23 protein-coding genes are annotated in these 26,065 nt (G+C 72.9%); 11 read left to right on the forward strand and 12 right to left on the reverse strand.

Features of this window, described 5'->3' with window-relative positions; genetic code table 11:
- Window positions 1-46: 46 nt before the first annotated feature.
- Window positions 47-2,206 (reverse strand): MMPL family transporter, encoded by a 2,160-nt coding sequence (locus CHC11_RS10155; protein WP_089311383.1) that lies wholly within the window; start codon window positions 2,204-2,206, stop codon window positions 47-49.
- 155 nt (window positions 2,207-2,361) lie between these two features.
- Between CHC11_RS10155 and CHC11_RS10160 the strand changes: the two genes are divergently transcribed.
- From CHC11_RS10160 to CHC11_RS10170, 3 genes are all read left to right on the forward strand, one after another.
- Window positions 2,362-3,510, forward strand: coding sequence for a cystathionine gamma-synthase (locus CHC11_RS10160; protein WP_089311384.1), 1,149 nt, complete (start codon window positions 2,362-2,364; stop codon window positions 3,508-3,510).
- A 134-nt stretch (window positions 3,511-3,644) separates the two neighbouring features.
- Window positions 3,645-4,685, forward strand: coding sequence for an alpha/beta hydrolase (locus CHC11_RS10165; protein ID WP_245919021.1), 1,041 nt, complete (start codon window positions 3,645-3,647; stop codon window positions 4,683-4,685).
- 104 nt (window positions 4,686-4,789) lie between these two features.
- Window positions 4,790-5,344 carry a hypothetical protein gene (locus CHC11_RS10170; RefSeq protein ID WP_089311385.1) on the forward strand — a complete coding sequence of 185 codons (555 nt, stop codon included), beginning with the start codon at window positions 4,790-4,792 and terminating at the stop codon, window positions 5,342-5,344.
- 17 nt (window positions 5,345-5,361) lie between these two features.
- On the opposite strand, the gene CHC11_RS10175 is transcribed toward CHC11_RS10170, so the two are convergent.
- Both CHC11_RS10175 and CHC11_RS10180 read right to left on the reverse strand, forming a co-directional pair.
- Window positions 5,362-7,440, reverse strand: a complete 2,079-nt coding sequence (locus CHC11_RS10175; RefSeq protein ID WP_089311386.1) for a vWA domain-containing protein — start codon at window positions 7,438-7,440, stop codon at window positions 5,362-5,364.
- A gap of 37 nt (window positions 7,441-7,477) precedes the next feature.
- Window positions 7,478-8,929, reverse strand: coding sequence for a sigma 54-interacting transcriptional regulator (locus CHC11_RS10180; protein WP_143226996.1), 1,452 nt, complete (start codon window positions 8,927-8,929; stop codon window positions 7,478-7,480).
- A 155-nt stretch (window positions 8,930-9,084) separates the two neighbouring features.
- On the opposite strand from CHC11_RS10180, the gene CHC11_RS10185 reads away from it, so the two are divergent.
- Genes CHC11_RS10185 through ilvA form a run of 3 tightly spaced genes read left to right on the forward strand, consistent with a single transcriptional unit; the run spans window position 9,085 to window position 12,517 of the window.
- A complete protein-coding gene (locus tag CHC11_RS10185; protein ID WP_089311387.1) occupies window positions 9,085-10,263 on the forward strand; it encodes an FIST signal transduction protein in 1,179 nt (392 codons plus the stop codon).
- A 5-nt stretch (window positions 10,264-10,268) separates the two neighbouring features.
- Window positions 10,269-11,204 carry an ROK family protein gene (locus tag CHC11_RS10190; protein ID WP_342749968.1) on the forward strand — a complete coding sequence of 312 codons (936 nt, stop codon included), beginning with the start codon at window positions 10,269-10,271 and terminating at the stop codon, window positions 11,202-11,204.
- Window positions 11,205-11,227: 23 nt separating this feature from the next.
- Window positions 11,228-12,517, forward strand: coding sequence for a threonine ammonia-lyase (ilvA, locus tag CHC11_RS10195; RefSeq protein WP_089311389.1), 1,290 nt, complete (start codon window positions 11,228-11,230; stop codon window positions 12,515-12,517).
- A gap of 52 nt (window positions 12,518-12,569) precedes the next feature.
- Here the strand turns inward: ilvA and CHC11_RS10200 are convergent, their stop codons facing one another.
- The 6 genes from CHC11_RS10200 to hppD all read right to left on the reverse strand — a co-directional run bounded on the left by CHC11_RS10200 (window position 12,570) and on the right by hppD (window position 20,528).
- Window positions 12,570-13,991, reverse strand: coding sequence for a M1 family metallopeptidase (locus tag CHC11_RS10200; protein WP_089311390.1), 1,422 nt, complete (start codon window positions 13,989-13,991; stop codon window positions 12,570-12,572).
- Window positions 13,992-14,128: 137 nt separating this feature from the next.
- Window positions 14,129-15,607, reverse strand: a complete 1,479-nt coding sequence (locus CHC11_RS10205) for a M1 family metallopeptidase (protein ID WP_245919023.1) — start codon at window positions 15,605-15,607, stop codon at window positions 14,129-14,131.
- 103 nt (window positions 15,608-15,710) lie between these two features.
- Window positions 15,711-17,318, reverse strand: coding sequence for a M1 family metallopeptidase (locus CHC11_RS10210; RefSeq protein ID WP_089311392.1), 1,608 nt, complete (start codon window positions 17,316-17,318; stop codon window positions 15,711-15,713).
- 81 nt (window positions 17,319-17,399) lie between these two features.
- On the reverse strand, window positions 17,400-18,329 hold the full coding sequence (locus CHC11_RS10215; protein WP_089311393.1) for an RDD family protein: 930 nt from the start codon (window positions 18,327-18,329) through the stop codon (window positions 17,400-17,402).
- Window positions 18,330-18,427: 98 nt separating this feature from the next.
- The gene (locus tag CHC11_RS10220) at window positions 18,428-19,234 is read right to left on the reverse strand and encodes an RDD family protein (RefSeq protein ID WP_089311394.1); all 807 of its coding nucleotides are present in this window, start codon (window positions 19,232-19,234) and stop codon (window positions 18,428-18,430) included.
- A 202-nt stretch (window positions 19,235-19,436) separates the two neighbouring features.
- The gene (gene hppD / locus CHC11_RS10225) at window positions 19,437-20,528 is read right to left on the reverse strand and encodes a 4-hydroxyphenylpyruvate dioxygenase (RefSeq protein ID WP_179278775.1); all 1,092 of its coding nucleotides are present in this window, start codon (window positions 20,526-20,528) and stop codon (window positions 19,437-19,439) included.
- A gap of 128 nt (window positions 20,529-20,656) precedes the next feature.
- Between hppD and CHC11_RS10230 the strand changes: the two genes are divergently transcribed.
- The gene (locus tag CHC11_RS10230) at window positions 20,657-21,163 is read left to right on the forward strand and encodes an Lrp/AsnC family transcriptional regulator (RefSeq protein WP_089311396.1); all 507 of its coding nucleotides are present in this window, start codon (window positions 20,657-20,659) and stop codon (window positions 21,161-21,163) included.
- Window positions 21,164-21,235: 72 nt separating this feature from the next.
- Here CHC11_RS10230 and greA read toward each other — a convergent pair whose 3' ends face one another.
- Complete coding sequence (gene greA, locus CHC11_RS10235) at window positions 21,236-21,736, reverse strand: transcription elongation factor GreA (RefSeq protein WP_089311397.1); 501 nt, start codon at window positions 21,734-21,736, stop codon at window positions 21,236-21,238.
- 209 nt (window positions 21,737-21,945) lie between these two features.
- Complete coding sequence (locus CHC11_RS10240) at window positions 21,946-22,329, reverse strand: DUF4307 domain-containing protein (protein ID WP_089311398.1); 384 nt, start codon at window positions 22,327-22,329, stop codon at window positions 21,946-21,948.
- Between the two features lie 201 nt (window positions 22,330-22,530).
- Between CHC11_RS10240 and mca the strand changes: the two genes are divergently transcribed.
- Genes mca through CHC11_RS10255 form a run of 3 tightly spaced genes read left to right on the forward strand, consistent with a single transcriptional unit; the run spans window position 22,531 to window position 24,501 of the window.
- Window positions 22,531-23,394 carry a mycothiol conjugate amidase Mca gene (gene mca, locus CHC11_RS10245; RefSeq protein ID WP_089311643.1) on the forward strand — a complete coding sequence of 288 codons (864 nt, stop codon included), beginning with the start codon at window positions 22,531-22,533 and terminating at the stop codon, window positions 23,392-23,394.
- Window positions 23,394-23,639 carry a hypothetical protein gene (locus CHC11_RS10250; RefSeq protein ID WP_089311644.1) on the forward strand — a complete coding sequence of 82 codons (246 nt, stop codon included), beginning with the start codon at window positions 23,394-23,396 and terminating at the stop codon, window positions 23,637-23,639. Before mca ends, CHC11_RS10250 begins: the two co-directional genes overlap by 1 nt.
- Before the next feature lie 43 nt (window positions 23,640-23,682).
- Window positions 23,683-24,501, forward strand: a complete 819-nt coding sequence (locus CHC11_RS10255) for a tetratricopeptide repeat protein (RefSeq protein ID WP_089311399.1) — start codon at window positions 23,683-23,685, stop codon at window positions 24,499-24,501.
- Window positions 24,502-24,554: 53 nt separating this feature from the next.
- Here CHC11_RS10255 and CHC11_RS10260 read toward each other — a convergent pair whose 3' ends face one another.
- Window positions 24,555-25,031, reverse strand: coding sequence for a pyridoxamine 5'-phosphate oxidase family protein (locus tag CHC11_RS10260; protein WP_089311400.1), 477 nt, complete (start codon window positions 25,029-25,031; stop codon window positions 24,555-24,557).
- A gap of 79 nt (window positions 25,032-25,110) precedes the next feature.
- Here CHC11_RS10260 and CHC11_RS10265 point away from each other — a divergent pair, with 79 nt between their 5' ends.
- Window positions 25,111-26,046, forward strand: a complete 936-nt coding sequence (locus CHC11_RS10265) for a ribonuclease Z (protein ID WP_089311401.1) — start codon at window positions 25,111-25,113, stop codon at window positions 26,044-26,046.
- Window positions 26,047-26,065: the final 19 nt, after the last annotated feature.

The raw sequence follows: 26,065 nt of genomic DNA on the forward strand, positions 1-26,065 counted from the left end.
CGTTATGGGCCGGCCCCCGCAACCCGACGTCTCGGGGGCGCCGCGGCTAACCGCGGTGCCCGGTCGGGGCGAGGTCCTCCCGCGTGTCGTTCGGCCGCGGCTGCTTCTTCGGCTCGTCGCCGTGGCCCGGCCACCAGGCCTTGTGGCCCAGCATCGCGGTGAGGCCCGGCACCAGGAAGGTGGACATCACGAAGGCCGACAGCGCGATGCCGATCGCCACCGAGAAGCCCATCTGCTTGAGCATCGAGACCGGCGCGAGCATCATCACCGAGAACGTGCCGGCCAGGATCAGGCCCGCCGCGGCGACCGTCGGGCCGCCGTGCTGGACGGCCAGGGCCGCCGCCTGCCGCGGCTCGTGGCCCTCCTTGGCCTCCTCGCGCAACCGCGCCGTCATCAGGATGTTGTAGTCGGTCCCGATGGCCAGCACGAACAGGTAGAGGACGATCGGCAGCTGGAAGGTGACGCCGGCCTCGCCCATCGCGCCCTGGAAGACGTACACGGCGGAGCCGAGCGTCGCCGCGAAGCCGAGCAGGACGGCCACCACCAGGTAGATCGGCGCGACCACCGACCTCAGCAGCAGCGCCAGGATCAGCGCGATCAGCACCGCCGCGACCGGCAGGATCACCGACAGGTCGCGGTTGTTGACCGCGTTGATGTCGGAGAAGATCGCCGTCGATCCGCCGACGTAGGCGCGGGTGCCCTCCGGCGCCGCCTTGTGCACGGCGGGCGCCAGCTCGTCCTTGACCAGGCTGATCGCCTTGTTGGACGCCGGGTTGACCTTCAGTACCAGGTCGACCCGGGCCACGGTCTTGTCCTGGCCGGGGACGGGCTGCTGCACCTTGCCGACGCCGGGCGCGGTCGTGGCGGCCTGGCTGAACGACTGGAGCTGCTGCCGGGTGACCGGCTGACCGTTCTGGCTCTTGATGAACACCTGGACCGGGGTGGTCAGGCCGGGCGGGAAGCCCTTCTCCATGTCCTTGGTCGCCTGGGCGGACTCGGTGTTCTGCGGGAAGCCGGCCGCGAAGTCGTAGTCGGCCTTGAACCCGAGGGTGCCGAGCGCCAGCACGATCAGGACGAGCCCGGACGCCGCGGCGGCGACGGCGGGGCGCTTGCCGACGCCGCGTCCGATGGCCGTGGAGAACCTGCCCTTCGGCTGCTTCTTCCACGCCTTGGACGGCCAGAAGACGGCGGTGCCGAGCAGCGAGACCAGCGCCGGGAACAGCGTCAGCGAGGTGATTCCCATCACGACGACGGCGATGGCCAGGGACGGGCCCCAGGCGCTGAAGACGCCGAACGTCGCGAGCAGCAGGACCAGGAACGTCACGGCGATGGCGGCGGCGGCCGAGGAGATGACCTCGCCGACCCGCTCCACCGCGGTGATCATCGCGGTCTTCTTGTCGTCGCCGGCCCGCAGCCGCTCGCGGAACCGGAACATCAGGAACAGGTAGTAGTCGGCGCCGATGCCGAAGAGCACGATCAGGATGATGGTGCTGAGGCTGTCGTCACCGGAGAACCCGAAGACCTTCGAGGCCGCGCCGATCAGACCCATCGCGACCTGCATGGTCACGGTGATGACGACGATCGGCAGCACCGCCGCCAGCGGGGCCCGGAAGATCAGCAGGATCAACCCGATGATCAGCACGAGGGTCGCGATGCCGACGATCTCGAAGGACTTGTTGAAGGAGTCCTCGTTGTCGACGAAGCCGGCGACGTCACCGCCGACCTTGGCCTCCATCCCGCTGTCCTTCAGCAGGGTGGGCAGGTCCTTGCGGATCTGCTTGACCGCGTCGCCCTGCTTCTCGCTGTCGGCCATCGAGGTGCCCTTCATCGGCACCATGATCACCTGGACGGCCTTGTTGGGCGCCACGGCCTCGGGGCCGGTCGCGAAGGCGAGGACCGTCGGCGGCTTCTTGGCGTTGAGCGTCTTGGCGGCCTCGTTCACCTTCGCGGTGTCCTGCGCCGTCAGCGCCTGGCCGTCGGAACGCTTCACCACGACGAGCGAGGAGGTGTCCTCCTGCTGCGGGAACGCCTTTTCAGCGATCTTGAGCGCCTGCACCGACTCGTACTTCGAGGGCAGGAAGTCGCCCTGGTCGGACTCGGTGGTGAGCTTGGGGGAGAGGGCGATGATGAGTACCGCGGCCACGAGCCAGGCCACGATCGTCCACCACGGGTGTCTCACGACGAAGCGCGCGAGCCGAGCGAACATGGGGGCTTCCTTAATTCACAGTCGTAGGGATACCTGTAAAAGGGTAGAGACCGGACACGGCGCGGGGGTCACCCGCAGCGCCGAAATGCGGTGTGATACCTCCGGGGGAGCCTCTCCTCCTCTAGGAGGGGCGGGGAGTGGATAGCCTCGTACCCATGGACAACGAGGTTCTACGGGGGTTCGAGACCCTGGCCATCCACGCCGGGCAGGAGCCCGACCCGGCCACCGGCGCGGTCGTCCCGCCGATCTACCAGGTCTCGACGTACAAGCAGGACGGCATCGGAGCGCTGCGCGGGGGCTACGAGTACTCCCGGTCGGCCAATCCGACGCGTACGGCGCTGGAGGTATGCCTGGCCGAGACGGAGGGCGGCGCGCGCGGGCTGGCGTTCGCGTCCGGGCTCGCCGCCGAGGACGCGCTGCTGCGCACGGTCTGCAGGCCCGGTGACCACGTCATCGTCCCGGACGACGCCTACGGCGGGACGTACCGGCTGTTCGCGAAGGTCGCCCAGCCGTGGGGCGTCGAGTTCGACCCGGTGCCGCTCAGCGACATCGCCGCGGTGCGGGCGGCGGTCCGCCCCGAAACGAAGATCATTTGGGTGGAGACGCCCACCAACCCGCTGCTCGCCGTCGCCGACATCGCGGCCCTGGCCGCCGTCGCCCGGGACGCGGGGGCGCTGCTGGCCGTCGACAACACCTTCGCCTCGCCCTACCTCCAGCGGCCGCTGGAGCTCGGCGCGGACGTCGTGGTCCACTCCACCACCAAGTACATCGGCGGGCACTCCGACGTCGTCGGGGGCGCGCTGATCGCCGCGGACGCGGGCCTCGGGGAGCGGCTGGCGTTCCACCAGAACGCGATGGGCGCCGTCGCGGGCCCGTTCGACGCCTGGCTCACCCTGCGCGGGATCAAGACGCTCGGCGTGCGGATGGACCGGCACTGCGCCAACGCCGAGCGGGTCGTGGACCTGCTGACGCGGCACCCGTCCGTCCGGCAGGTCCTCTACCCGGGGCTGCCGGGCCACCCGGGCCACGAGATCGCCGCCAAGCAGATGAAGGCGTTCGGCGGCATGGTCTCGTTCCGGATGGAGTCGGAGGAGGCCGCCGTCCGGGTCTGCGAGCGGACGAAGCTGTTCACGCTCGGCGAGTCGCTCGGCGGTGTCGAGTCGCTGATCGAGCACCCGGGGCGGATGACGCACGCCTCGGCGGCCGGATCACCGCTGGAGGTGCCCGCCGACCTGGTGCGGCTGTCGGTCGGCATCGAGGACGCCGCCGACCTGCTCCGCGATCTGGAGCAGGCGCTCTCCTGAGAATCGGCTGACCGTTCCCCACCGGACTTGATCAAAACATCTATACTCGGCGCGCCGGGTTCGCGAGGAAAGGGCGCGGGGTGCGCAAAGTACTGGTCTGTGGGGCGGCGTTCGCCGCGACGTGTGTCTCCGCCGTGACCGTTCCCGTGGGAGCCCACGCGAACGAGCCGGCCCCGACGCCGAGTGTGTCCGTCCCGTCCGTCCCGTCCGAGCCGCCGCCGGGGAGCCCGTCCGGCGGGCCGGAGACCGGGGCCCCCGGCACCGGGTCGCCGTCGGCGCCGTCCGCGACGCCGACGGAGGGCGGCCCGGCCGGCGCGGACGGGGAGCCGGACGGCACCGTCACCGCGCAGGCGGTCATGGTGACGCCGCAGCTCCCGCTGTTCCGCACCTACCCCTACGGCAGGCAGCCCGCCCAGAAGATCGACGCCTACTGGCGCAAGCCGGGGCCGCGCGCCACGCCGCGCCCGGCCGTACTGCTCCTGCACGGCGGCTACTGGCTGGAGGGCGACAAGGGCGGCGGCTGGAAGTACTTCGCGCGCCGGCTGACCGAGCAGGGCTTCGTCGTCCTGTCGGCCAACTACCGGCTCGCGCCCAAGGCGCAGTGGCCGGCCCAGCGCGACGACGCCATGGCCGCCCTCGACTTCATCAAGAAGCACGCCCAGGTGTGGAACGTCGACACCAGCCGCATCGCGGTCATGGGCTCGTCGGCCGGCGGGCACCTCGCGACGCAGCTCGGCACGTTCGGGACGGGCACCGGCCAGGTCCGCGGGGTGATCGCGCTGTCGCCGCCGAACAACCCGTTCCTGGCCTTCCAGGACGGCGCGAAGCCGGACGCCTCGTTCGGCGAGCGCAAGCTCCGCCGGGCCGTGGTCGACCTAGTGCACTGCGTGCCCGGTGCGGCCGCCGCCCCGGACTGCTGGACGAAGCTGGACGACGCCAGCACCGTCACGCACGTCTCCGCGGGCGACGCCCCGATGCTGCTGATGCACGCCACCGGCGACTTCGTCCCGGTCACCCAGAGCACCGGGCTGGCGACCGCGCTGCGCGCCGCGGGCGTCCAGGCGACGGTCAAGACCGTCGAGGGCGACATGCACGCCTCGGACATGCTGGGCGACGAGGGCGTCTACCCGACGATCCTGGCGTGGCTCAAGAAGCGGCTGAACCCCGGCGGGTAAAAGGCGGTCGATCCGCTCGAACCTGCCTTCGGACGCGATCGCGACCATTGAGGTCGTCGCGTGGTTGCGGCGAGCGGCGGGGGCACGAGGGCTAGGGTCGGCTCATGTCGACTTCGGACCGCATCCTGCTCCTTCTCCACATCGGGTTCGCGATCTTCACGCTGGGCCCGCTGACCGCCGCCACGATGTCCACGCCCCGCTACATCCGCAAGCGCAACGTGGTGGTGGTGCGCTACCTCCACCGGACCACGCAGATCTACGGGATCGGCACGCTGGGGATCTTCCTGATCGGGCTGGGGCTGGCCAAGGGCGATCTCGCCGAGGTGTGGCTGACGGTGTCGATGACGCTGTTCGTCGTCGCGCTGGTGCTGCTGCTGATCGTCGAGCGCGATCAGCGCAAGGCGGTGCACCTGCTGGAGGTCGCGGCGGCCGAGGCGGCGCCCGCGGCGGTCCCGGTCCGTCCCGCCGCGGCCGAGGAGGCCGAGGAGCCCGGGGAGGCCGAGGGCGGCGCGACGGGGGCCGAGGCCCCTGCCGCCGCGGGACCGGCGGCCGACACCGGCGAGATCGCCCAGGTGGAGCGGGGGCGGCTGGCCGCCATGTCCGGCGTCGTCGCGCTGATCTGGCTGGTGATCCTCGCCCTGATGGTCTGGAACGGCTGAGCCGGCCAAGAAGGCGACTAAGCACGCCTCACTCTGAGGTAGTCGCTGACGACGTACTCGCCGAGCCGGTCGGCGTCGGGCGCGAAGACCCGGCCGCCGTTGCGCCGCGCGACCTCCTCCACGAACGACACGAGCCGCCGGTCCTCGGCGAGCATGAAGAAGTTCATGCTGGCGCCGCGCCGGGTCATCTTGTCGACCTCGGCGAGGGTGAGCACGAGCGTGTCGGTGGACGGCGGGTAGTCGAACAGCGAGCGGCCGTCCGGCCGCAGGTGCGCGGTGGGCTCGCCGTCGGTGACGACGAGGACGATTGGCTCGAAGTCGGGGTGCCGGTCCAGGTGCCGTCCGGCGATCATCAGGGCGTGGTGCAGGTTGGTGCCCTGCACCATGTCCCAGTCGAGGCCCGCCATCTCCGTCGGGTGCAGCACCCGCGCGTAGTTGGAGAACCCGATGATCTGGATGGCGTCCTGCGGGAACTTGCTGGTCACGAGGGTGTGCAGGGCCAGGGTGGTCTGCTTGGCGGCCGCCCACGTCCCGCGCAGCACCATCGAGTAGGACAGGTCGACGAGCAGGCAGACGGCGGCGCCGGTGCGGCGCTCGGTCTCGTGCACCTCGAAGTCGTCCACGCTCAGCCGCACGCCGTCCGGGCGCCGGGCGCCGTTCCCGCCGACCGCCACGGCGTCGGACGTGCCCACGGGCTCGGTGACCCGCGCGTCCGCGGGCGGGGGGACGAGGCCGGTGCCGCGCTCCCCGGTCCCGCTCGACGCGGTGCCGCGCTCCATGGCGCCGCGCCGGATCGCGTTGCTCACCGTCCGGACCACGTCGAGGGGCTGCTCGTCGCCGAACCGCCACTCGCGGCTGGAGCCGGTGAGCTCGCCCGCCTGGCCCGCGTCCCGCTGGTCGTGGTCGCCCCGCCGGCCGGACGCCAGCTGGGAGAACACCCGGCGCAGCGCGGTCTCGCCGAGCCGCCGCACCGCCTTCGCCGTCAGCTCCAGCTTCCCGCGCTTGCGCCGCAGGTAGCCCTGCCGCTCCAGTTCGGCCTCGATGCGGCGCAGCGCGGCGAGGTCGTCGACGGCCTGCCGGCCGAGGGCCCGCCGGACGGCGTCCTCGTCGATGTCGTCGAGCCGCGCGCCCGGGTAGTCCTGCCCGAGCGCCGCCTCCAGTTCGCTGAGGTCGGCCAGCTCCGCCAGCGCGGTCGTGGCGTCGCCCACGCCGAGCGGGTCGTCGCCGGTCATCTGCTCGGGCTGCCCCCAGCCGAGGTCGGGGCGGCGGGCCCGCAGCGCGTCGCCGAGCCGGGTCATCTCCATGGCGAGGCCCGCGTCCTGCATGGCCTGCTCCATGAGCCCGGCCAGCTCGGCGCGCTGCTCGGGGCTGAGCGAGGCGAGCAGCCGGTCCATCGCGGCGGCGCGGCGGGCCAGCGCGTCGACCAGCTCTTCGAGGTTCTGCGGGTCGTCGGGGAACATGTCCCCGTACTCGCCCATGAACCGGTCGAAGTCCTCCTGGGTGTGCTCGCCGCGCGCGTCCCGCTCCAGCATCGCGTTGAGTTCGGCCATCATGTCCTTGACCCGCTGCATGGCGGCCGGGTCCTGGTTCTCCAGTGCCTGCTTCATGCCCTGGAACTGCGCGTCGAGGACCTCGCTGCGCAGCAGGTCCTTCAGCTGCTCGAAGGTGCGGCGGGCGGCGGCGGAGCGCCAGTCGTAGTCCGACAGCCGCCGGATCGCCTGCGAGGTGTCGGACGGCAGCGTGTCCAGCTCCGCCTCGCGCAGCCGCGCGTCGTCGCCCGGGTCGGGGAACAGCTCGGCCCGCTCCTGCCCGATCGCGGTGTCCAGCAGCGCGCGGGCCTGCTCCAGCGTGCCGTCGAGGCGGCCCCGGTCGCGCAGCGCTCGGCGCCGCTCCCGGACCTGGCGGAGCATGTCGTCGAGCCCCCGGCGGCCCTCGGCGCCCGGCAGGCCGCGCCGCAGCAGCTCGCGGAGCGCGTCGTCGGGGCGGGCGCCGTCCAGCACCGAGTCGCCCACGGCGTCCAGCGCGTCGCGGACGTCGTAGGGCGGCGCGAGCGGGTCGGGCCCGTCCTCGTAGGCGCCGTAGCGGTATCGGCTCATCGAATCCCCTTGCGCGTGGAGACCTCGGGACGCGGTGTCACGTCCGGTACGTCGCCGTCCCGTCGGGCCGCCCCTCGGCGACGTCCTTGGAGAGCCGCCGGGTGAGGAACAGCCCCTCCATCGCGAACTCGATCGCCGCCGCGGCCTGCCCGGGGGACTCCCCGCTCATGCCGAGCCGGTCCATGATCTTGGCGAGGCCGGGCACGTGGCCGGTGCGGCGCAGCAGCTCGCGCGCCGGCACCAGCTCGCCCGACTCCACGCTCTCCCCGGAGTCGAACTTGTCGAGCAGGCCGGTGAGATCGGCGGCGCCCAGCGTCCGGCGGTAGGTCTCGGCGACAGCGCGGCGCAGCAGGTGCTCCAGCACCTCCTGCTCGCGGCCCTCCTCGCTGACCTCGAACTCCACCTTGCCCATCAGCGACGGCACGACGGCCGGCAGGTCGCAGACCCGCGCGACGGCGTGCTCCTCCCCGGTGAGCGCCGCGCGGCGCACCGCGCCCGCCGCGACGGTCTCGGCGCCGGCGAGCGCGAACCGCGCCGACACTCCCGACCGCGCGTCCACCGCCGTCGAGTCGCGGACGAGCCGGGTGAACCGCCCGATCACCTCGATCATGTGGTCGGGCACCTCGGCGGGCAGGCCCGCGAGGTCGGCGAAGTCGGCCTCCTGGCGGATCAGCGCGAGCTCGGCGTCCAGTTCGAGGGGGTAGTGGGTGCGGATCTCGGCGCCGAAGCGGTCCTTCAGCGGGGTGATGATCCGGCCCCGGTTGGTGTAGTCCTCGGGGTTGGCGGACGCGACGAGCAGCACGTCCAGCGGCAGCCGCAGCGCGTAGCCGCGGACCTGGACGTCGCGCTCCTCCAGCACGTTCAGCAGCGCCACCTGGATCCGCTCGGCGAGGTCGGGCAGCTCGTTGATGGAGAAGATCCCGCGGTTGGTGCGCGGGACGAGCCCGAAGTGCACGGTCTCCGGGTCGCCGAGCGTGCGGCCCTCCGCCACCTTGATCGGGTCGACGTCGCCGATGAGGTCGCCGACGCTGGTGTCGGGCGTGGCGAGCTTCTCCCCGTAGCGGTCGTCGCGGTGCTTCCACTCGACGGGAAGCTCGTCGCCGAGCTCGCCGGCGAGCCGGCGGCAGCGCACGCAGACCGGCGCGTACGGGTGGTCGTTGATCTCGCAGCCGGCCACCACGGGCGTCCACTCGTCCAGCAGCCCGACCAGGGTGCGGATCAGCCGCGTCTTGCCCTGCCCGCGCTCGCCCAGCAGCACCAGGTCGTGCCCGGCCAGCAGGGCGCGTTCCAGATGGGGCAGGACGGTGTCGTCGAACCCGAGGATGCCGGGGAAGCGCGGCTCGCCGGATCTCAGCCGGTCGAGCAGGTTGCGCCGGATCTCGGCCTTGACGGCGAGCCGCACGTGGCCGCCGGCGCGCAGCGCGCCCAGCGTTGATTCACGGGGTGCGGATTCGCCGGGGGAGGACTCGCGTGGTGTGGATGAACGCACGCGACCGACACTACGTCGCCGGTCCGCGGAATCGCACCCCCGCCGGGGATTCGCCCGTCCCGTCCCGTCCCGCCGGTGTTTGGGTGGAACGGTCGCTGAGGGGGAGACTGGTGGTGTGAAGCGACCCGGCGAACGGAGTGAGGGAGGCGGCGCCGATGGCGCGATTCGGTGATGGCCTGGCCCTCGGACCCGATCTGTCCAGCGCCGCCGCGACGGCGGTCGAGCAGGCGCTCGCGCCGCTCAGCGCGGCGCCCGACCTGGTGTGCGTCTTCGTCACCGGCGACGACCCGGACCAGATCGAGGAGGCCGCGCAGGCGGCGCAGCGCGCGGCCGGTCCCGCGCTGCTGCTGGGGTGCAGCGCGTCCGGTGTGATCGGGGCCGGTCGCGGCGTGGAGGAGCGGGGCGCGGTGAGCGCGTGGGCGGCGGTGCTGCCCGGCGCGCGGCTCGACGCGTTCCGGCTGGAGACGCTGAAGGGCGACGACCGGCTCATCGTGGTCGGCATGCCGGAGGGCCAGGACGACGACGCGGTCGGCGTGCTGCTGGCCGACCCGTACAGCTTCCCGGTGGACGCGTTCGTGGAGCGCTCGGACGAGGCGCTGCCCGGCCTGCCGCTGGTCGGCGGGCTGGCCGAGGGCAGCGGGATCGGCGAGACCGGGCACGGCGAGGCGCGGCTGTTCGTCGGCGGCGAGGTGTACCGGGACGGCGCGGTCGGGGTGGTGATCGGCGGGCCCGTCGCCGCCGCCACGGTGGTCAGCCAGGGCGCCCGCCCGATCGGCCCGGACATGGTGGTGACCAGGGCCGAGGAGAACGTCCTGTACGAGCTGGCGGGGGTGCCGGCGCTGGAGAAGCTGGAGCAGATCGTAATCGGGCTGCCGGAGGAGGAGCAGGAGCTCGCCGGGCGCGGGCTGCTGATCGGCGTCGCGATGAACGAGTACGCCGACGAGCACGAGCACGGCGACTTCCTCGTCCGCGGCGTCGTGGGCGCCGACACCGACACTGGGGCCATCGCGATCGGCGACGTGGTGGACGTGGGGCGGACCGTCCGGTTCCAGGTCCGGGACGCGGGCGCCGCCGAGGAGGACCTCGCCGCGCTGCTGGAGCGGTTCGACCTCGCGCCGGTCGAGGGCGCGCTGCTGATCTCCTGCAACGGCCGCGGGCAGGCGATGTTCCCCGACTCCGACCACGACGCCAAGGTGCTGGACCGCGCCTTCGGCCCCGCCGGGGTGGGCGGCTTCTTCGCGGCGGGGGAGATCGGCCCGGTCGCGGGGCGCAACCACGTGCACGGCTTCACCGCCTCGATCCTCGCGTTCGGCCGGGCGGAGGAGGGCGTTTGAGCGCCGTGCTCGCGGTGGACATCGGCGGGACGAAGCTCGCCGCCGCGCTGGTCGAACCCGGCGGGCGCGTCACCGACCACGACCGGGCCCCCACCCCGAACGCGCCGGGCGTGGACGGCGAGGAGCTGTGGCGGGCGCTGGAGGCGCTGCTCGCCAAGGTCGCGGCCGGCGCCGGGGACCCGCCCCTCGCGGGCGTCGGGGTGGGCTGCGGCGGGCCGATGACCTGGCCGGCCGCGGAGGTGTCGCCGCTGAACATCCCGGCGTGGCGGGGCTTCCCGCTGCGCGAGCGGCTCCGCGCCCGGTACCCGGGCCTGCCCGTCCGCATCCACAACGACGCGGTCTGCGTCGCGATCGGCGAGCACTGGCTCGGCGCGGGGCGCGGGCACGACAACGTCCTCGGCATGGTGGTGTCGACGGGCGTCGGCGGCGGCCTCATGCTCGGCGGGCGCCTGGTGAACGGCGCCAGCGGCAACGCCGGGCACATCGGGCACGTCATCGTCGAGCCCGATGGGCCGCCCTGCGGATGCGGGGGCCGCGGCTGCCTGGAGGCGGTCGCGCGCGGCCCGGGGCTGGTCGCGTGGGCGCGGGAGCAGGGCTGGCAGCCCGGGAGCGCGGACGCCACCGGCGTGGAGCTCACCGGCGACGCCCGCCGCGGGGACCCGGTCGCGGGCGCGGCGATGCGCCGGGCGGGCCGCGCCCTCGGCATCGCGATCGCGTCCGCGACGCACCTGTGCGATCTGGAGGTCGCCGCGATCGGCGGCGGGCTCTCGCAGGCGGGACGGCTGCTGTTCGACCCGCTGGAGGAGGCGTTCGCCGAGCACGCGCGGATGGAGTTCGCGCGGCGGCTGCGGATCGTCCCGGCCGAGCTCGGGCAGACCGCGGGCCTCGTCGGCGCCGCGGCCCTGGTCTACGCCCAAGATCGTTATTGGAGTGCCGGATAAGTCCGGCATGCAAGGATGAACGAATGAACGAAGCGGCCCGGGGGGTGTGGGGGGTCGCCCCTCCACGAGCGAGTACGAGTGACGCCGGTCCGGCCTCCATCGGTGTCGACGACGTCCGCGCCGCCCGGGAGCTGCTGGGCGGGGTGGCCGTGCCGACGCCGCTGATCCCGTCCCGGGTGCTGTCGGAGCAGATCGGCGGGCCCGTCCTGCTGAAGTGCGAGAACCTGCAGCGCACCGGCTCCTTCAAGATCCGGGGCGCGTACGTGCGGATCGCACGGCTGAGCGAGCGGGAGCGGGCGGGCGGCGTGGTCGCGGCGAGCGCGGGCAACCACGCGCAGGGCGTCGCGCTCGCCGCCTCGATGCTCGGTTGCAAGGCCACCGTGTTCATGCCGGTCGGCGCCCCGCTGCCGAAGATCGCCGCGACCCGCGGCTACGGCGCCGAGGTCGTCTTCCCGGGGCCGACCGTGGACGAGTGCCTCGTCGCCGCGCAGGAGTACGCGGACCAGTGCGGCGCGGTGTTCATCCACCCGTTCGACCACCCCGACGTCGTCGCGGGGCAGGCCACGATCGGCCTGGAGGTCATGGAGCAGTGCCCGGAGGTGCGGACGATCGTGTCGCCGGTGGGCGGCGGCGGCCTGCTGGCCGGGGTCGCGGCGGCGGCGAAGGGCCTGGCGAAGGAGACCGGCGGCGGGGACGTCAAGCTCGTCGGCGCGCAGGCCAAGCGGGCCGCGGCGTTCCCGCCCTCGCTCGCGGCGGGCAAGCCCACCCGGATCGGGATCGAGCGCACGATGGCGGACGGCATCGCGGTCGGCCGTCCCGGTGCCCTGACCTACGCCATGTTCACCGAGCTGGTGGACGCCGTCGTCACCGTGACCGAGGAGTCGATCTCCCAGGCGCTGCTGCTCTGCCTCGAACGCGCCAAGCAGGTCGTCGAGCCCGCGGGGGCGGCGGGCGTCGCGGCGCTGCTGGAGCACGGCTACGCCGTCGAGCCGCCCGTCGTGGTGCTGCTGTCGGGCGGCAACATCGACCCGCTGCTGCTGTCGAAGGTGCTGCGGCACGGGCTCGCGGGCGCGGGACGGTACCTGGTGGTGCGCTGCCGCCTGAAGGACCGTCCGGGCGCCCTGGTGACCCTGCTGAGCGAGCTGGCCGAGATGGGCGTCAACGTCCTGGACGTCATGCACGAGCGGATGGCGGCCCGCCTCCACGTCGAGGAGGCCGAGGTGCTCATGCACCTGGAGACCCGCGGCGCCGACCATTCCGAGGACGTCATCGGCCGCCTCCGCGAGAAGGGCTACACCCTCACGCTGAGCTAGCCGCGCGCGGCGGGCCCGGCGTGAGGGTGCGGTGCCCCTGCCGAACGGGGTCCTACAGGGACGGCTTGCCCTCGGAGTAGAGCCAGGCCTTGGCCCAGGCGTCCAGGTCCTTGCGGGACAGGCGCTCGGCGAAGCGGACGAAGTCCTTCGTGGAGGCGTTGCCGTACCGGTGGGCCGCCGGCCACGCCTTCAGCAGAGCCGAGAACGCCCGCTCACCGATCTTCGTGCGCAGCACGTGGACGGCCATCGCGCCGCGGTCGTAGACGAGCCCGTCGAAGATGTGGTCGCGGCCCGGGTCGGCGACCCTGCCCGTCCACAGGCCGTCGCTCGCGGGCGACGCGTAGGTCTCGTCGAACTGCTTCTGGACGGACGTGCCGCCGTGCGCCGCCGTGTACAGCCACTCGGCGTACGTCGCGAAGCCCTCGTTCAGCCAGATGTCGGCCCACCTGGCCGGGGACACCGAGTCGCCGAACCACTGGTGGCCCAGCTCGTGCGCGAGCAGGGCGGTGCTCGGGACGCCGCCCGGACGGCGCCCGAGGTCGTACACGGGGCGGCCCTGCGTCTCCAGCGCGTAGCCGACCCCGGCCTTGACGACGATCCCGCCCGTCGAGGTGAACGGGTAGCGGCCGTAGAGACCGTTCTGGAAGTCGGTGACCTCGGCGGTCTGGTCGTGGAACTTCTTCGCGTCCTCCGGCTTGATGGCCATGGCCCGGTCGGTGGCGGTCAGGTTGGGGATGCCCGCCTTCGTCCGTCCGGTGGCCACGTCGTACCGGCCGATCGCGATCATGGCGAGCTCGCTGGCCATCGGGTTGCGGACGTCCCAGCGCGTGGTCGTCCAGCCGCCCGCGGTCCGCCTGCCGCGCGGGTCGCCGTTGGCGAGCGTGGTGAGGCCGCTCGGGGCGGTCAGCGTGTAGGTGTAGGTCGCCTTGTCGGTCGGGTGGTCGTTCACCGGGTAGACGGCGGCCGCGCCGAACGGCTGGTTGAGCATCACCGCGCCGTCGGGGGTCGGCACCCAGCCGGACACGCCCAGCGCGTCGTCGTTGATCGTCTGCGGAACGCCGGAGTACGCCACGGTCACGGTGAAGGCGCGCCGGTCGCGGATGCCCTTGCGCGGGGTGACGACCAGTTCCTGGGCGCCCGTGCGCGTGTAGGACGCGGCGCGGCCGTCGACCTTCAGCGAGGAGATCTTCAGCGGGCCGAGGAAGTCCAGGTCGAACCGGGACAGGTTCTGCGTCGCCCGCGCCGTCACCCGGGTCACCGCCTGGATCCCCTTGGTCGCGGGATCGTATTTCAGGCCGATGTCGTAGTGGGCGACGTCGTAGCCACCGTTGCCCATGTCGGGGAAGTAGGGGTCGCCCGCACCGGGCGCCCCGGGGGTGAACCGCTCCGCGGCGCCGGCGGGCGCCGCGGTCACCGCGAGGCTCGCCGCGACGCCCAGCGTCACGGCCGCCAGCGCTCTGGGGGTTCTGCTCATCGACCTCGTCCTCGGTAGCCTCGGTGGACCGTCATGACCGCGCTCAAGACTTTCTCGTGAACCGACCCCGCACAAGCGCGATTTGGTATCGAATCTGCCGGTCAGGTGAGGTTTTCATGGCCGGATCCGGTGTCCGGTCACCAACTCAGCGGTTTGGTCTCCGAACGGAGCCACGCCTGGAACAGCGGCGTGAGCCCTTGCCCCGACACCCGTTCGGCCAGGGCGGTGAACTGCTGCGTCGTGGCGGTGGAGTGGCGGTGCTGGGCCGTCCATGTCCGCAGGATCGTGAAGAACGCCCTGTCGCCCACCCTGTCGCGGAGGGCCTGGAGCGTCATCGCGCCACGGACGTAGACGGAGAAGCCGAACATCTTCGCGGCCCCCGGTGCCCCCGGCGGCGGGCTGAAGATCGGCGAGCTCGCGGGCTGCGCGTAGTACCGCTTGAAGATCTTCGCCGCCGAGTCCTTCCCGGTGCGCTCGCGCCACAGCCACTCGGCGTAGGTCGCGAAGCCCTCGTTCAGCCAGATGTCGCTCCAGACGCGCAGCCCGACGCTGTCGCCGAACCACTGGTGGGCCATCTCGTGGACGATGAAGCCCTCGTCCGGCGCGAAACCGCCATAGATGGGGCGTTCCTGGGTCTCCAGGGCGTAGCCGAGCTTCGGGTCGTCGACGATGCCGCCCGCCGTCGCGAACGGGTACGGGCCGAAGAGCGGCGCCGCCCACTTCATCACCTTGACGGTGGTGGTCTCCAGCCCCTTAGCCGCCGACCGGAACGCGGGGTCCACGGCCGTGATCACCGGGACGCCGGCCACCTCGGTCCGCCGCACCTGGAACCGTCCGATGGCGACCGTGGCCAGGTAGCTCGCCATCGGCGCGTCCTCGGCCCACTCGTAGGTGGCGGTCGCGCCGCCGGTGCGGACGGGGCCGGGCCGCCCGTTCGCCACGGCGCGCAGGTCCTTCGGGACGGTGATGTGGAACGCGTACGTGGCCTTGTCGCGGGGGTGGTCGTTCACCGGCAGCCAGGTCGAGGCGCCGTCCGGCTCGGAGGCGACGACCGCGCCGTCCCTGCTCGGCACCCACCCGTAGGAGCCGAGTGTCCTGTCCCCGACCGGCTCCGGCCTGCCCGCGTACCGGACGGCGACCCGGAACGTCCGCCCGGCGCGGATCGGCGCCGCGGGCAGGATCACGAGTTCCCGGCCCGCGCGGCGGTGGCGCGCCTCCCGGCCGTCCACCGCGACGGCGGTGATCTGCGGGCCGCGGAAGTCGAGGTCGAAGGCGGACAGGTCCTGGGTGGCGGTCGCGGTGACCGTCACCGTCGCGTCGACCGACCCCGTCCCGGCGCCCGCGTAGGCCAGCGCGACGTCGTAATGGGCGACGTCGTAGCCGCCGTTGCCCGCGCCCTCGAAGTAGGGGTCGCCCAGGCCGGCCGCTCCCGGGGAGGGGGCGCCGCACTCGCTCGGCGACGGCGGCACGGCGGGCGGCAAGGGCTGTGGACAAGGTGCGGCCGCCCGCCGCTCCGCCGCGGCGTACGGATCCTTGGACGCGGACGCGGCGCCGGGCGACCCGACCAGGACCGCGACGGCCAGGGCCGCGGTCATCCGCCGAGATGGCCCGTTCATCAGGCCGATGATGGCGGCGCGCCCGCCCCGCCGCGACGGCGACCGGCCGGCCTTTCCCCACTCCTTGCCGGGGCTTCACCCGCAGCGGACCGGGATCACCGCGTCAGTTGGACGGACGGCCCTTCTGGTACAGCCAGTCGTCGAAGAACGCGTCCAGCTTCTTGCCCGACACCCGGTTCGCCGTCTCGATGAACTGCTTCGTCGTCCCGGAGGCGTGCCGGTGCTCCTTGGTCCAGGTTTGGAGGATCTTGTAGAACACGTCCTCGCCGACCCGGCCGCGCAGCGCGACCAGCGTCATGCCGCCCCGGTCGTACACCGACCGGCCGAACATCTGCTTGCGCCCGGGGTCGCCGGGCGGGACGTCCCACAGCTCCCCGCCGCCGATGCCGTTGTAGGCCTCGTCGAAGTGCTCCTGCACCGTCCGGCCGCCGCTCTTCTCGTCCCACAGCCACTCGGCGTAGGTCGCGAAGCCCTCGTTCAGCCAGATGTCCTGCCACCGCGTCAGGCTGACGCTGTCGCCGAACCACTGGTGCGCCAGCTCGTGCGCGACGATCGTCGGCTGGAGCCCAAACGCCCCGTACACCGGCCGCGTCTGCGTCTCCAGCGCGAAGCCGACGTCGGCGTTGTCGATCAGACCGCCGGTCGAGGAGAACGGGTACGGGCCGAACAGCTTCGACCACTCGTCGACGACCCGGGCGTTCAGCTGGTGGAACTGGTCGATGTTCACGCCGGAGGTGGTCGCGTCCACGGCGGTGATGTTGGGGACGCCGCCGGCCGTCCTGCCCGTCCGCACCGCGAACCGGCCGACGTCGACCGTCGCGAGATAGGTGGCCATCGGGTCCTTGACCCGCCACTTCGAGGTCGTCGCGGCGCCCGCCCCGGCGCGGTGGGCGATCGGCACGACGCCCGGCCCGCCGGTCGGCTCGGGGCTCGGGGGCTCGGTGGGCGGACCGCCGGGCAGGCCGGGCGGCGTTCCCGTTCCGGGCGCCCCGCCGCCGGTGTCCTGCGGCGGCGAGTCCGGCTCGCCGTTGGCGATCGCCGTCAGCCCCTGCGGGACCGTGATCTCGAAGTCGAAGGTGGCCTTGTCGCTCGGATGGTCGTTGCTCGGGAACCAGGTGTGCGCGCCGCTCGGCTGGCACGCCACGAAGACGCCGTCGGACGTCCGAATCCAGCCGTACCGGCCGAGCACCGGGTCCGACACCGGGCGCGGTGTCCCCGAGTAGGCGATCACCGTGGTGAAGGTGCTGCCCTTCTCCAGGGGCTTGGCGGGCGTCACCTCCAGCTCGCCGCCGCCGCGCTGCTGCCGCGCCGGCGCGCCGTCCACCTTGATGGCGGACACGTCCAGGCCGGTCAGGTCGAGGTTGAACCGGGCGAGCTTCGCGGTCGCCCTGGCGGTGATCGTCGCGACGCCGTCGAGCTGCTTCGGGCCGTCCGGGGTGATGGTGAGCTTCAGCCCGTAGTGCTGGACGTCGTAGCCGCCGTTGCCGTTGCCCGGCACGTAGAGGTCGCCCGCGGTCGTGGGGCCCGCCGGGCCGCTCACCACCGGTCCCTTGGGCGGGCCGGAGGCGCCCGGGTCGTCGAACGGAGCCTGGCAGGCCGCGGTCAGCGACCCCGCGACGGCGAGGGCGGCCAGTCCCGGGACGCCGCGCGACGCGGCGCCGCGGACGGCCCTGGAGCCGTTACGACGGGGACTGGGTGAGTTTCCGGCCATATGCACGCCGTCCAGCCTGCCCGGACGAGACCCCGCCCGGCAACTCGGACGGCGGCGCGAAGCCCGCCGGCGGAGGCGATGTCAGCGGTGGGCGTAGGGATTCGGGCGGTACGGGTCGGCCTTGACGACGACCGTCCGCGCCACCTTGCAGTGCAGCGCCTGCTTGCGCTGGTCCCAGAGGATCCACGCGATGTCGATCAGGCCGACGCACCCGCAGATGCCGCCGAGCACGCTGTAGAACGCCGAGCGGCCCGCGGCCTGGCCGGTGGTGATCGCCTGCCCGTCGTCGGCCCGCACGACCCGCGTCCGCACCAGCATCTTGCCGAGCGTCTGCCCCCACCTGGCGTGCATCAGCCAGAAGTAGAAGAACGCCAGCAAGACGCTGACCGCGTTCGCGCCCACCTGGGCGCCGTTGTACATGGAGGTGCCCGGCTCCGGGTCGACGACGTTGTTCCAGTTGACGAACGGGATCGAGATCAGGCCCGTCACGATGCCGATGATGATGAGGTCGACGATGCCCCCGCCAAGCCGCGCCCAGCGGCTCGCCAGCTCCCCCGAGGGGTGCGCGTACCCGCCCGCCCCGTAGCCGGGATGCTGCTGCCCGTACCCCGGCTGGGCCCCGTAGGGCTGCTCGCCGTACGGCTGCTGCTGCCACTGCCCCTGCTCGCCGTACGGCTGCTGCCCGTATGGCTGCTGCTCTCCATAGGGCTGCTGCCCCCCGTACTGCTGCCCGCCCCACTGCTGCTCTCCATAGGGCTGCTGGCCGTACTGCTGCTGGCCGCCGGGCGGCTGCTGGCCGTACTGCTGCTCCCCGTAAGGCTGCTGGCCGTAGGGCTGCCGGCCTTCGCGCGGTGGCTGCTCGCCGTACGGGGGCTGCTGTCCCTGGGGCCGTTCCCCATACGGCTGCCGTCCGCCGTAGGGGCCCGGCCGGTCGGGCCGCTCCCGGTCCCCGTGCGGCCGATCGTCTTCCGGCTCTGGCCCGGACGCGGGGTCGTGCGGCGGTTGCGTCATGCCGTGAGGGTCGCCGCGTCACCGCGGCCCAATCCCGCCGCGCCCGGGTGGAGCCGGAACCTTTGCCCCCGCATGACCGAACCCTTCCCGGAACGCGTTCAGGACCGGGTCTGCTCGCGGGCGTAGGGGTTCGGCGTCCACGGCGTCGCCTTCACCACCACCGTCCCGGCCACCTTGTCGTGCAGCGCCTGGCGCCGCTCGTCCCACAGGATCCAGGCGTTGTCGAGCAGGCCGACGAGCCCGAGGATCCCCGCGACGGGCGTGAGCAGGTTCAGCGCGCCCGTCGTCACGCTGATGGCGTAGACGAAGGCCTGCCGTCCGAGCGCCTGCCCCCAGCTCACCGCCGACAGGTCCGCGGCCCGCACCAGCCGGATGCCGAACGCCTTCTTGCCGAGCGTCTGGCCCCACCGGGCGTGCAGGACGGTGAAGTACACGAAGCCCAGCAGGAACGCGATCGCGTACCCGGTGAGGAGGCGCGGAATGTTGTAGAGGTCCATCGGGTCGGTCATCGGCTCGCCGGACCTGGCCATGTCCTCCAGCCGGTCCCAGCGGATCGAGAACAGGACGGCCGGCGTCGCCGCGATGCCGAGGAGGACACTGTCGAGAATGCCGGCGCCGAGCCGCGCGCCCCGTCCGGCGATCCCGTCCTGCGGGCCGTGCCGACCGGGGTGCTGACCGGGGTGGTGGTGGCCGGGAGGGCCGTAGCCGGGGACCGGCGGCGCCTGCGGCGGCGGGGCGCCGGGGTGGCCGTACCCGGCCGCGGGGACGGCCTGGGCCGGGGGGCCGCCGTAGGAGCCCTGGTAGGGCGGCGGGCGTTCGGGGGAGGCGGGGGCCTCGCCCGGCAGCTGGTCCGGTGGCTGCCAGCCGCTGCCCGGCTTCGGGGTGTCCTGGGGTGGTTCGCTCATGGCCCCACAGTGTGCCCGGTGCGGGCGGCGCGCGGTCGCCCGGGCGACGACCGGCCCCGGACGCGGGCGCGTCCGGGGCCGGGTCCCCCGAGTCCGCGGCACCGCGGCGTCGAGGCTCGCCGCGGTGTCACGGTGTCACGGAGTCGCGGTGTCAGGGATGTCGCGGTGCCGGGGATGCCGCGGTGTCACGGGTGTCGCGGTGTCACAGGTTGCCGCGGCGCTCCTGCTCCCGCTCGATCGCCTCGAACAGCGCCTTGAAGTTGCCCTTGCCGAAGCCGAGCGAGCCGTGCCGCTCGATCAGCTCGAAGAACACGGTCGGACGGTCCTGGACGGGCTTGGTGAAGATCTGCAGCAGGTAGCCGTCCTCGTCCCGGTCGACCAGGATCCGGCGCTTCTGCAGCTCCTCGATCGGGACCCGCACCTGGCCGATGCGCTCGCGCAGCTCGGGGTCCTCGTAGTAGGAGTCGGGGCTCTCCAGGAACTCCACGCCAGCGGCGCGCATCCGGTCGACCGAGGCCAGGATGTCGCCCGTGGCGAGCGCGATGTGCTGGACGCCCGGACCGCCGTAGAACTCCAGGTACTCGTCGATCTGCGACTTGCGCCTGCTCTCGGCGGGCTCGTTCAGGGGGAACTTCACCTTGCGGGTCCCGTCCGCGACGACCTTCGACATCAGCGCCGAGTACTCGGTAGCGATGTCGTCGCCGACGAACTCCGCCATGTCGGTGAAGCCCATGACGCGGTGGTAGAAGCCGGCCCACTCGTCCATGCGCTCGACGTTGCCGACGCAGTGGTCGATCGCCTGGAAGAACCGCTTGCCCACCGGCTCGACGATGGGCTCGGCGGGCTCGAACCCCGGCAGGTAGGGGCCGGTGTAGTTGGAGCGGTCGACCAGCGTGTGCCGGGTGTCGCCGTAGGTGGCGATCGCCGCGATCGTCACCTTGCCGTACGTGTCCTCAAGGACGCGCGGCTCCTCCAAGCCGGTGGCGCCCTTCGCGAGCGCGTGCCGGTAGGCGTGCTCGACGTCGGGCACCTCGATCGCGAGGTCCACCACGCCGTCGCCGTGCTCGGCGATGTGCCGCCCGAGCCCGGTGCCCGCCTTCACCGGGCCGCGGAACACGAACCGGGCACCGCCCGACTCCAGCACGTGCACCGCCTCGTCCGGGCTGCCGTTCTCCGGGCCCCGGTAGGCGACCCTGCGCATCCCGAACGCGGTCGAGTAGTAGTGGGCGGCCTGTTTGGCGTTGCCGACGGCGAAGACGACGGCGTCCATACCCTTGACCGGAAACTCATCCATGCCACCCAATCTCGGCATGTGGCTGCAAGGTGCGCAAGAGCGTGCTGAAACACTGGTCAATCTGTACAGTGCGACCGCGATCCGACCGGTCGCTCTGTACATGGTGACCACGACCACAGGAGGGTGCCGTGCCGATCGACGAACTGGACGGCCGGCTGATCGAGCTGTTCGCCGCCGAGCCCCGGGTCGGCGTCCTGGAGGCGTCCCGGCGGCTCGGGGTCGCGCGCGGCACCGTCCAGGCGCGGCTGGACCGGCTCGCGCGGGACGGCGTCATCGCCGGCCACGGCCCGCAGATCGATCCGGCCGCGCTCGGCTACGGGGTGACGGCCTTCGTCACGCTGCAACTGCGGCAGGCGGGCGGCCACGACCCGGTGGCGGCCCGGCTGGCCCAGGTGCCCGAGGTGATCGAGGCCCACACCATCACCGGCCCCGGCGACATGCTGTGCCGCATCGTCGCCCGCAGCAACACCGACCTCCAGCGCGTCATCGACGTCATCGTGGACGTCGCCGGTGTGGAGCGCGCCTCCTCGGTGATCTCCCTGGCCACCCAGATCCCGTACCGCACCCTCCCCCTCGTCCGCGCGGTCTCGGGCCCCGCCGGGCGGGGAGCGCCCCGCGGACGGGCGCCCGGGTAGGGGCGCACAAGCAACGACCGCCGGGCGGGGGCCGCCCGGCGGTCTTCACCTCCGCAGTGTCGAGGACGGCGGCTACGCGCCGCCGTAGGGGGTGGCGTCGAGGACCTCCACGGTCATCGAGCGGCCGTTGGGGAGGTTGTAGGTGGCCTTGTCGCCGACCTTCTTGCCGTCGATGGCGGAACCGAGCGGCGACTTCGGGGAGTAGACGTCGATGGGGGCGCCGACCTCCTCGCGGGAGGCGAGCAGGAACGTCACCTCCTCGTCGTCGCCCTCGAACGAGACCGTGACGGTCATGCCGGGCCCGACGACGCCCTCCGTGCGCGGGGCCTCGCCGACGCGCGCGTTCTCCAGGATGCCCTGGAGCTGAAGGATCCGGCCCTCGATCTTGCCCTGCTCCTCCTTGGCCGCGTGGTAGCCGCCGTTCTCGCGCAGGTCCCCCTCCTCCCGCGCCGCCTCGATCTTCTGAGCGATCTCGATGCGGCCCGGGCCCGACAGGTGGTCCAGCTCAGCCTTGAGCCGGTCGTACGCCTCCTGGGTGAGCCAGGTGACGTTGTCAGCGCGGGTCTCGGTCACGGGTACTCCTCATCCACATGGTGCGATCAGCCCGCCCCCGCGGGCGGGTGTCACATCGACATGAAGTGCGGCTGGGTGAAACCTCAAGCCTATCCGGTGTGTGCGGGTAAAGGTTCCCTGAACACGGCGTCCGCAATCCGCCAAACCGTGTCTCGTCACTCACCGGGCGTATCGGTCGGCCGCTGGCGGCGTTCCCCCTGGCAGGAGCGTCAGACCTTGCGGCAGTCGCGGATCCTGGCCCCGGTGGCCCGCCGCGGCGTCCGCAACGTCTCCGCCCCCTTCACGCTGGACGTCCCGGGCGGCGCGGAGACCTCCTTCTTCGCGAGCACCGCGAAGTCGGTGTCGTAGGCGTCCACCGTGCAGCGCACGTCGTCGCCCTTGCCCTTGGCCACCGTGTAGTTGATCTCGACCGACGTGTCGGTGATGTCGTAGGTGACGGTCTGCGGGACGATCCCGGGCGTCTGCCCCGTGTGCGCGGCCAGGATGCCGAAGCCGGCCGCCATCACCGCCGCGAGGAGGCCGATGACCACCAGGCCGAGCCGGCTCCGCCGGGACTCGGCCGGAGCCGCTGCTTTCGACACGCTCATCGCCATGGCGGGAATCCTCGTGCGGGGTGCGGACGTTGTCAGGGACAATTCATTCTCGTCTGTCATGGCGCGTGCCTCGAACCGGGGGCCGCTCTACAGTCCGGAGAGGGAGACCCCCAAGTGTCCGAGGTCATCGACGGTACGTCCGGCGTCTTCGACGGCGCGGCGCTCGAACGGCCGTGCGGCGGCGACGAGCCCCTGCGTCTCATGGCGGTGCACGCGCACCCCGACGACGAGTCCAGCAAGGGCGCGGCCACGATGGCGCGCTACGTGGCCGACGGCGTCGAGGTCCTCGTCGTCACCTGCACCGGCGGTGAGCGCGGCGACATCCTGAACCCGGCGATGGACCGTCCCGAGGTCAAGGCCGACATCGGCAAGGTCCGCGAGGCGGAGATGGCGCGTGCCCGCGAGATCCTCGGGGTCGGGCAGCGCTGGCTCGGGTTCGTCGACTCCGGCTTCCCGGAGGGCGACCCGCTGCCCCCGCTGCCGGAGGGCTGCTTCGCGCTGGAGCCGCTGGAGACCGCCACCGAGCCGCTGGTGCGCGCGGTCCGCGAGTTCCGCCCGCACGTGATGCTCACCTACGACGAGAAGGGCGGCTACCCGCACCCCGACCACGTGAAGTGCCACGAGGTGTCGGTGGAGGCGTTCGAGGCCGCGGGCGACCCGGAGCGCTACCCGGGCACGGGCGACCCCTGGCAGCCGCTGAAGCTCTACTACCACATGACCTTCAGCAAGGACCGCATCCTCGCCCTGCACTCCGCCATGGACAAGGCCGGCCTGGAGTCGCCCTACGGCGACTGGCTGAAGCGCTTCGAGGAGGAGGGCGACGAGCGCGCCAGGTGGGAGGTCACCACGCGGGTCCCCTGCGCCGACCACTTCGAGACCCGGGACCAGGCCCTGCTCGCCCACGCCACCCAGATCGACCCGAACGGGTTCTGGTTCGTCGTCCCGCTGGACGTCCAGCGCGAGGCATGGCCCACCGAGGACTACCATTTGGCCAGGTCCCTGGTCGACACGGAACTGCCGGAGGACGACCTGTTCGCCGGCATCCGGGAGAAGGTGTGTCTGTGATGCCTGCCGTCTACGCCATGCCGCTGAACGACGACACGGTCAGCCCCGGCGTCCTCGGCTTCGTGGTGTTCCTCCTCCTGCTGGCCGCGACGGTCCTGCTGATCCGGTCGATGGGCAGGCAGATGAAGAAGATCCAGGCGCCCCGCGAGGCCGACCTGAGGCAGCAGGAGTGGGAGCGCGCGGAGGCGGCCAAGGCGGCCAGGGCCGGTACGGCGGCCAAGCCCTCCTCCGACGACGACGCCTGACCCGGCGGGCCCCGGCGCCGGTTGGACGCCGCCGCCTCCGGGGATGACCCTCGACGTGCGCGCGAACTTCGATGACGCCTACCGGGATCTCCCGCCCGCGGCGGCCCGGCTGCTCCGGCTGCTGTCCCTGCGGCCGGGCGGCGGCGACTTCGGGTCCGCGGCGGCCGCCGCCCTCGCGGACGTCCCCGAGCCCGAGGCGCGCGAGCTGCTGGAGACGCTGGCCGCGGGGGACCTCGTCGCCGCCTCTTCCGGTCACCGGTTCCGCCTTCCGGAGCCGGTGCGCGCCCGCGCACGCGCGCGCGCCGAGGGTGAGGAATCCGAGGCCGAGCGCGACGCCGCGCTCCGCCGCGCCCTCGACCACCATCTCGCCGGGACGGCCACAGGCGAGGGGGAGGGTGAAGTGGAGGCCGAGGGGCTGGCCCTGCTGGAGCGGGAACGCTGGGCGGAGGCCGCCGAGACGCTGGGGGAGGCCCTGCGGCTCGCCGAGCGGGGCGGCGACCCCCACGCGGTGCTGGCGGCGCGCCACGAGCTCGCCCGGGCGCTGATCGGCGGCGGCGACCTCGACCGCGCGATCGGGCTCCTCGGCCCGCTGCCGGACGAGTTCGCCGCTCTGCCGGAGCCGGACGAGCACGCCCGGGCCCGCGCGCTGGAGAGCCTCGGCGAGGCCTACCTGCGCGCGCACCGTCCCGTCGCGGCCGTCAACTTCTTCGGCCAGGCCCTGGAGATCCTGCGCCGGCTGGACGCGGTCGGCGGGCAGGCCGCGATGTTCGTCCGCATCGCCGACGCCGCCCGCCTCCGCGGCGACGACGCGGCCGAGCGCGCCGCCCTGGACCGCGCCGCGGAGCTCATACGCCCCGCCTGACCCGCCTGACCCGCCTGACCCGCCTGGCCCGCCTGACCTGCCCGGCCCGGCGCCTACACCTTGCCGTGGTCCCAGCTGACGACCCGGTCGGGCTCCATGACGATGAGGACGCGCTTGGCCAGCGCCTGCTCGATGCCCTCGGCGATGACCGGGTCGACCGGCGCGCCCAGCTCCGGGACGGGCAGGCCCGCCATGCGGGAGCCGACGACCATGCCGACCTTGGACCGCGGCTCGGGGTCCTCGATGACCAGGCCCCGCCCGTACAGGGCGACGCCGCGCAGCTCGTTGTACTCGACGCCGTCCTCGACCAGGCAGGTCATGGTCGGGTCGCGGCGCAGATTGATCACCTTCTGCGAGGACTTGTACGTGGTGAAGGCGATCCGGCCCTCGTACAGCGTGTAGAACATCGTCACCAGGTGGGGCTCGCCGTCCTTGCCGACGGTCGCGACCTGCACCTTGAAGTTGGCGGCCAGGTAGTCCGCCACCTCCTCCGGCGTCATCTTGATCTTGTCGCGCTTGCTACCGGCCAACGGGCCCTCCCAAGGTCGTCTGCATCGCGCACAGAATAACCAAGCGCTTGTCCGGCACTTCGACCGGCACCATGGGGGGATGTCCGTACGCGATCTCACCGTCCTCGGCTCCGCCAGCGCGGTGCCCACCAGGTCCCGCAACCACAACGGCTACCTGCTGCGCTGGGACGGGCACGGCGTCCTGTTCGACCCGGGGGAGGGGACGCAGCGGCAGATGACGCACGCCGGGCTCTCCGCGAACGACGTGACCTGGATCTGCGTGACGCACTTCCACGGCGACCACTGCCTCGGCGTGCCGGGGATCGTCCAGCGCATCGCCCGCGACGGCGTCGCGCACCCGGTGGACGCGGCGTTCCCGGCGAGCGGCCGGCCCTACTGGGAGCGGCTGCGGCACGCGACCGCGTTCCGCGACACCGACGTCATCCGCGAGCGGCCGGTGTCCGGCGAGCGGATGGCGCTCGACACCGGAGACGCCCCGTTCAGCCTGGTCGCGCGGCGGCTCTCCCACCCCGTCGAGGCGTACGGGTACCGGCTGGAGGAACCGGACGGCGTGACGATGCTGCCGGACGAGCTCGCCGCGCGCGGCGTCAGGGGCCCGCTGATCCGCCGCCTCCAGGAGGACGGGAGGGTCACCACGCCCGCCGGCCGCACGGTCACGCTGGACGAGTGCAGCGTGACCCGTCCCGGGCAGAAGGTCGCGTTCGTCATGGACACCCGGCTCTGCGACGGCGTCCGCGAGCTGGCCGCGGGGACGGACATGCTCGTCATCGAGTCCACCTTCCTGGGCGAGGACGCCGCTCTGGCCGCCGAGTACGGGCACCTCACCGCCGCCCAGGCGGGCGCGGTGGCCGCGGAGGCGGGGGTGGGGCGGCTCGTCCTGACCCACTTCTCCGAGCGCTACCCCGCCGCCGACGAGCACCGCTTCGCGGACGAGGCGTCCGCCGCGTTCGGCGGCGACATCACCCTCGTCCGCGATCTGGACCGGATCCCGCTGCCGCCGCGCCGTCTGACCTGACGGGAAGGTGGGCAGGACC

Origin of the sequence: Actinomadura mexicana, assembly GCF_900188105.1 — a bacterium.
Lineage (GTDB): Bacteria > Actinomycetota > Actinomycetes > Streptosporangiales > Streptosporangiaceae > Spirillospora > Spirillospora mexicana.